This window comes from Syntrophales bacterium, from assembly GCA_030655775.1.
GTDB lineage: Bacteria > Desulfobacterota > Syntrophia > Syntrophales > JADFWA01 > JAUSPI01.
Genome location: JAUSPI010000122.1, coordinates 1 through 6424, shown reverse-complemented (window position 1 = coordinate 6424; position 6424 = coordinate 1). Strand labels below are relative to the sequence as shown.

General features: G+C 43.1%; 6 protein-coding genes and 1 pseudogene. 3 read left to right on the top strand and 4 right to left on the bottom strand.

Annotation, left to right across the window (positions count from 1 at the left end; genetic code table 11):
* The 3 genes and pseudogenes from Q7J27_06500 to Q7J27_06490 all read left to right on the top strand — a co-directional run.
* A partial coding sequence (locus Q7J27_06500; protein MDO9528795.1) for a transposase occupies positions 1 to 658 on the top strand: 658 nt, incomplete at its 5' end.
* A gap of 293 nt (positions 659 to 951) precedes the next feature.
* A pseudogene (locus Q7J27_06495) lies at positions 952 to 2387 on the top strand (IS3 family transposase).
* 96 nt (positions 2388 to 2483) lie between these two features.
* Complete coding sequence (locus Q7J27_06490) at positions 2484 to 2684, top strand: hypothetical protein (protein MDO9528794.1); 201 nt, start codon at positions 2484 to 2486, stop codon at positions 2682 to 2684.
* Positions 2685 to 2798: 114 nt separating this feature from the next.
* Here the strand turns inward: Q7J27_06490 and Q7J27_06485 are convergent, their stop codons facing one another.
* The 4 genes from Q7J27_06485 to Q7J27_06470 form a co-directional block, all read right to left on the bottom strand.
* The gene (locus tag Q7J27_06485) at positions 2799 to 3677 is read right to left on the bottom strand and encodes a helix-hairpin-helix domain-containing protein (protein ID MDO9528793.1); all 879 of its coding nucleotides are present in this window, start codon (positions 3675 to 3677) and stop codon (positions 2799 to 2801) included.
* 73 nt (positions 3678 to 3750) lie between these two features.
* Positions 3751 to 4206 carry a hypothetical protein gene (locus tag Q7J27_06480; protein MDO9528792.1) on the bottom strand — a complete coding sequence of 152 codons (456 nt, stop codon included), beginning with the start codon at positions 4204 to 4206 and terminating at the stop codon, positions 3751 to 3753.
* Positions 4207 to 4248: 42 nt separating this feature from the next.
* Positions 4249 to 5922, bottom strand: a complete 1674-nt coding sequence (locus tag Q7J27_06475) for a tetratricopeptide repeat protein (GenBank protein ID MDO9528791.1) — start codon at positions 5920 to 5922, stop codon at positions 4249 to 4251.
* Between the two features lie 262 nt (positions 5923 to 6184).
* Positions 6185 to 6424: hypothetical protein (locus Q7J27_06470; protein ID MDO9528790.1), on the bottom strand; the 240-nt coding region annotated here is incomplete at its 5' end.

Below are 6424 nucleotides of genomic sequence, written 5' to 3'. Positions count from 1 at the left end.
CAGCGATGATAACTGCGAGACTGCAAAGGAACTTGGAACAGAGGTTATTGCTCCCACAATGGGTTCACAGAAGGAGGATGTCATACCTCTTTCCGATTTCACCTTTTCAGAAAAGGGGAAGGTGATTTCCTGCCCGGAGGGTCATGCCCCTGTAAGTGTAAAGCACAAGAAGAACAGACATACAGCGGCATTTAAAATCGATCATTGCGACAGTTGTCCAAAGAGAGACAAGTGCCCTGTCAAGGCAGGGAAGAAACATTATTATCTTCGCTATGAAGACAAGGTCTGGCGAATCGCCATGCGCAGGGCGTGCGAGAAGACCGAAGAATTCAAAGACAAATACCGGTGGAGGGCAGGCGTAGAAGCGACCATGTCTGAGTATGACAGAAAAACAGGTGTTAAAAACCTTCGTGTCCGGGGTATGGAAGCTGTGCGTCTCTGCGCCACCTTGAAGGCAGTTGGCATCAACATCTTCCGGGCAACTGCGTTCAGGAGGGCGAAAATCTCTCCAAAACCCATCCAGGAATGGACATATCGGTGTGTTTCTCGTCTATGTTTCTATGTGAAAGAACAATATTGCGCTCTTTTGAGTAATTTGGGTAAGAAGTTTTCCGAATCTACATTTTCAGCCGGTTTTTCCTGGAGATCGGCCGGCTGACTTTTTACGAGTTCATCAAAGATGGTCGATCTCTTAAACGACACGTAAGACAGGAAGAGCTCGAAGTAATTCTGAAAGAAGCCGTGAGCAGAGACGCAAGGAGAGATATTAAGCATCGCCAGGATTTATCTGAGAGGTCATTTCCCTCTGTGCCAATATAAGTGAGACACTTCCCCAACAATAGTTTAGTGTAGGGCGGGGGAGGAGAAAAGTAAATGGAAAAGAAAGAAGTTGCAGTTATGAACCTTACAGTAAGAGATGAGGAAATGGAAGGAGCCCGTAGGGCGACTGGAATTTCCTCAACTGCCACCCTGCATGGGTTAGGGACGAAGAGTGTTGTTCCCAATCCCGAGGTACCGGAGAAAGCAAGCCGCCGGAATTATACGGCAGAGTATAAACGTCGTATCCTCAGGGAGGCCGCAGATTGTAAAAAACAGGGACAAGTTGGCGCCCTTCTGCGCAGGGAAGGTCTGTATTCTTCCAATTTGACTGCCTGGCGTCATCAAGTAGAGAGAGGCACATTAGATGCTCTTTCATCCAAGAAGAGAGGCCCCAAATCCCGGAAGCCTGATCCATCTATCCGCCGCATTACAGAACGGGAAAAAGAGATTCAGAAGCTGCAGGCCAAGCTGAAAAAAGCTGAGCTTATCATTGATGCTCAAAAAAAAATTGCCGAGATCTTCCAACTCTTACGGGAGCAGAAGGAAGGGGAAAGCTTATGAACCTGACAGATTCCCTGGCGAAAGCTGTGGGCATCAAACCGTCTTGCGATGCCCTGGTGGTTTCACGCGCCGGTTTTTACCGGTGGAAGAATCAGGGTGCGGATTTGGAAAAGGAATATATCCGTCCTTTGTCACCGTTAGCCCTATCTACTTACGAACAGCAACAGGTTCGAGATACGCTGCATGATGAACGGTTTGCCGACAAAGCGCCACAGGAGGTTTACGCCACCCTTCTGGATGGCGGCAGTTATCTCTGTTCCGTGAGAACGATGTACCGAATTCTGGAAGCACATAAGGAAGTAAAGGAAAGAAGGAACCAGCTTAGGCACCCCATATACAGCAAACCCGAGCTGCTTGCAGAACGACCAAACCAAGTCTGGTCATGGGATATTACGAAACTCAAGGGGCCGGCAAAGTGGACTTATTATTACCTCTATGTCATTCTCGATATCTTCAGCCGGTATGTTGTGGGCTGGATGGTGGCATCCAGGGAGCTGGGAACATTGGCAAAAAAACTGATTGAACAGTCCTGTGAGAAACAGGGGATTAAATCAAGTCAACTGAGTATCCATTCCGACCGGGGCCCCAGTATGACATCAAAACCGGTTGCTTTCCTGCTCGCTGATCTGGGGATCACAAAAAGCCTTTCCCGGCCTTATGTGAGCAATGACAACCCCTATTCGGAGGCCCATTTCAAAACGCTTAAATACCGGCCGGATTTTCCAGAACGATTCGGTTGTCCCGAAGACAGCAGGTTATTCTGCCAGAACTTTTTCGGCTGGTACAATACCGAGCATTACCATTCCGGAATCGGATTTCTCACACCGGAAGATGTCCATTACGGACGGGCTGAACAAATTATCAAAGAACGTCAGGCAGTTTTGAATGATGCTTTTGCAAAACATCCAGAGCGGTTCAAGGGAAAGATGCCAAAACCAATGGCTTTACCAGCGGCAGCATGGATCAATAAACCGATGCCAGAAATTAGTGATCCTTTACGACACTAAATTCTTAATGGAGGTGTCTCATTTTCATTGACAAGTTCCGTTGCCTGGTCAACGAGATATGGTTATAAGAGAGCAAGATGGCGAGGATTATGGCGTATGGAAATCCAGGACTTTCTTATAGCAGCCGTCCAGAACATCACTATTCTTATAAGGCAACCAAAGGATAGAATGTCAAAGAGCAATGTCCAGACAGAGGAGGTCTGGAAATATCAGGTGAATCATACTCAATACAGTGTTATAGATGCAGTATTCAGGTGGTTTTCCGGGCTAAACGGTATTTCGTTGAGCCTGGCATGATTGTTTTTATAGTGTTGACCAAAAAAAAATCACACGGCAACATTTTTAGGAATCATATTTCAAAACTCGTTTGGGCAACAGGCCGTCAAGACCTGACCCCATTTTCTCACTCCTCTACTCTTTACCTACCACAACATAGGGACGAATTTTTTCAAGGGTTTTTGGGCCAATTCCCTTCACTTTGAGCAAATCATCTACAGTTTTATAGGGGCGCCCCGCTATAATCCTTTTAGCGAGAACAGGGCCGATTCCATTGATAAACATAAGTTTTTCTTTGCTGACAGTGTTTAGGTCAAGTAAGCCATCTGAAAATCTGTCTTTTTTTACCTGACTCTGTATGTCCTTTAATTCCTGGTCCTCACTTCGTTGTTTCGCGCGGAATTCTGCAATTTGTTCCGGATCACTTTCCGACCAAATGCCGATACGTTTCAACATGGCCGAAGTTTCTAAATCGCGAAGTCTTTCTATCATTTCGTCGCGTGAGATGCCATTGGGCGTTTTCCTGCCCATACCGTAAGCACGAGCAAGGCCGTTTTTAACAAGCAGGCTCGCCAAGTCATCTCCGTCAGATGTAATGATAAACCCATATACACGGCCTTTGGCTGACCTTCCCAGGGCGCTTGCAAAGGCTGTATGAACAGTAAAAGGTTTGGCAAGGATACGTTCAACAAAAGCTTTTGCTTCATTGCCAAAATGAATGGTACGTGTAGCGTGGGATAATCCGAAATATCGTGTTTGCTCCCGTGCCCTTCGCGCGTCACTCTCAGAGCTGGTAGAAGTTTCAGGACAATCAACGAAATAAAGCCTTACATGAAAAGACTTTCCACCTGCTTCCACAAAGAAGCTGTCCCCATCATTTGCTGGATTATTCACCAATCTTGCATTGGAGAACATCTGCAAATCAGCGGCATATGATGAAAAACTGCCTCCAAATATTAGCATTGCTGTCAGGAACAGAATTACGGTCAGCAATTTTTTACTCAATCTATTCATAATAACTCCATATTGATTGTTTGCAGAACGGCGAGTGCAATCGGCGCTGTCAAGTGTCCGGTTCGCATTCTGGTTAGCCGTCTTTCGTTTCGTCCGAGTTATACTTCGCGGCACCATGACCACGATGTTTTGAGAGCGGTTCCTTGCATTCGTGAAGGACCTCGCCGGTAGTGGGGTCTTTGATCACCTCGTGATAAACATCGTTCTCTCTGTCGATGACCCTGCTGAGATCCCGCCAGGTTCCAGTGTCCCTGTGCAAATCGGTCCCATGAACTTGTTCTATAAATGGTTTTCCTCCACTGGCGTGCCGTCCCTTCATACCCAATTTTTCACTGATAGTAATGGTCTCGTGGATGTTTACATGAATTGATCGCGTCATAGAGCCACACACAGGGCATGGTAAACGAGTTTCCGGTGGCGCGCTTGTATCCTCGTCCAGCAAGAGGCCACAGTCACCGCAATTCACCACGTGGGCATCTACTGTCATTTCGTAATCCTTCACGGCTAACGCTTCGGATAACCTGGACAAAAAGCATCAGCTTTTTGTATCAGAGTTAATCCGGTTGTTATCTTATTTTTTAGACTGTGTAACCATCTCTCTAAAGACCGTTTCAAAGGATTCAATATCCTTTATTCCAGCATTAAAGAATGATTGGTTTATCATTTCTTCGATTTGAGATCTCGGCATTTCACCACCAAACATCTTTGAAAACTCTTGAATTAGGTAGCTAGCGCAATCACGGATATTTCCAGAGAAAAATAGAAACTTTGACCTGTTCATTATTATTCCAGGATCATTGGGAAAATATTTTATCGCTTCATCCGATATTTTAAGTCCATCCTCAACTTTTTCTAATTCTCCAAAAACACACTGAAGATTTTTCCAAGCTGCAAGTAAATTCGGATCGCCCTTTATAGCTTTTTGAAAAAGTTCTGCTGAATAATCTAATTTCAACCTTTTTTCATAAAGCCTCCAGCCGATGTTGTTGTAATCGGATGGGTGCAAATAATATTTCTTTTCTACATCCTTTATGGTGATTATTGCCTCTTCAATCTTGTCCATGTTTATTAAACAATACACCTTTTTGAGGGACAGATCATAATCAAAATTCCACAATTCAAAAAATGTGTTTATTTCCTTTATGCAATTTTCCCATTCTCCGGCAGCATGGAAAATGTATGCTCTAATTTTTTCACGATATTTGGTGCCTTTCAGCTCGTCAGTTTTTATTAATGCTTCTTCCTTTTTCCCTATTAACCCAAGTGCCATGCAAAGATTTGATAAATTAATTTCATCTTTTTCATAGGAGTAAGCTTTTTCCGCGTATACAAGTGCCTTTTGATATTCCTCTTTTAAAAAGTAAATCCCTACTAAATGCCCCAAAGCAGAGGACTTATCCGGCTTGATTTTTAGAGCTTTTTTATAATACTCAATAGCTTCGTCGTATCTACCTTTATCCCGATAATAAATTCCAATGTTATAAAGTGTTGCATGAGATTCGGCATTTAATTCTAGGGCTCTCTTGTAACTAAAAAGAGCATCCTCTGGATGCCCCATTTCAGTCAAAATAAGGCCCCTGTTATTGTATGCTTGCCAATTGTTTGGATCTCTTAAAAGGATTATTTCGTATATTAGAAGGGCTTCCTTTAAATTTCCAGTTTCCTCTGCTCTTAGTGTAGCGAGTATAATTAACTGGTCTATGTCCATTTCTTTAAAATTGTCACTTTGTGAAATGCGCGTTAAAAGGTCATAGTCATAATATCGTAAACTGCTTCCAAAATATTCCTTGCGCGAGGAAATAGCCACATATTCTTGATTTTCCTTTTCTACACTTATTGTTTCGGAATATTTTCGCATCAAGTCTGATAGAATATCCCCCCTAATATTGGAGCATAAATCTATAGACCCGTTAAATGATCCACAGTGGAATTGGTAAGCTTCTTGCCCTATGAATTCTGCTAAATTTTCATCTCGTTTATCTGTTCTTTTTCGAATGTAAACAAATATTTTTAGATTTGCGTTGCGAGCCTCCAAAAACTCTTTTTCAACTGCAACACGAAGCTGTTTGTCCAATAATAAAATGTATAAATCTGAATTTTTAACTTCGTTGGTATACGCTTTTTCAATTGGTTGGGGACTAGCATGCTCTTCTATTGCATATAACTCAAAAAATTCCCTTAAAGTTGAATCCGTCTTAAATAAAATTCGGATTCCATCTCTTTCACGGTCAAGTTCACCGGTCATCGCCGAACTAAGAAAAACATTTAACTTCCGCATTTATTATTCCTTTTCAAAAAGGGCATTCTAAAGATAACAAGTGATTATATAGTTCCGTATAACTGCGGTATTAATAAACGATTTGTATAAAATATTCGAACAATTTTTAGTTTCCTAACTGGATAATTTGTCATTTGGAATGTTATACGGAAAGCCGTATAACATGCTAAAGATACCTCCAGAAATAGAGATAGGGTCTGCTCTTGACTCTTACTCCCTTTTCCGACTTTTATTTTGAACTCCCTTCCACAATTCTGATTTCGTCTTCCGTCAATTCATATAATTCATAAACCAGCCGGTCAATTTGCCTGTCTGTGGTTTCAATCTGGCGCTGGAGGACGGTTTTGGTCTGGGGCTCCTTGGTTTCGGCCAGTTGTTTGTTGAGATCAAGCATACGTTTGACGAGTTCGACGATCCGGTCGTGGCGGGCTTTGTCGGTGGGGTCGGAGAAGTTGATGGTGCGGATGGG

What these genes read in the sequence shown, in the direction of transcription:
- Q7J27_06485 (MDO9528793.1), bottom strand. Translation starts at nt 3,677, where the DNA reads ATGAATAGATTGAGTAAAAAATTGCTGACCGTAATTCTGTTCCTGACA.
- Q7J27_06490 (MDO9528794.1), top strand. Translation starts at nt 2,484, where the DNA reads ATGGAAATCCAGGACTTTCTTATAGCAGCCGTCCAGAACATCACTATT.
- Q7J27_06475 (MDO9528791.1), bottom strand. Translation starts at nt 5,922, where the DNA reads ATGACCGGTGAACTTGACCGTGAAAGAGATGGAATCCGAATTTTATTT.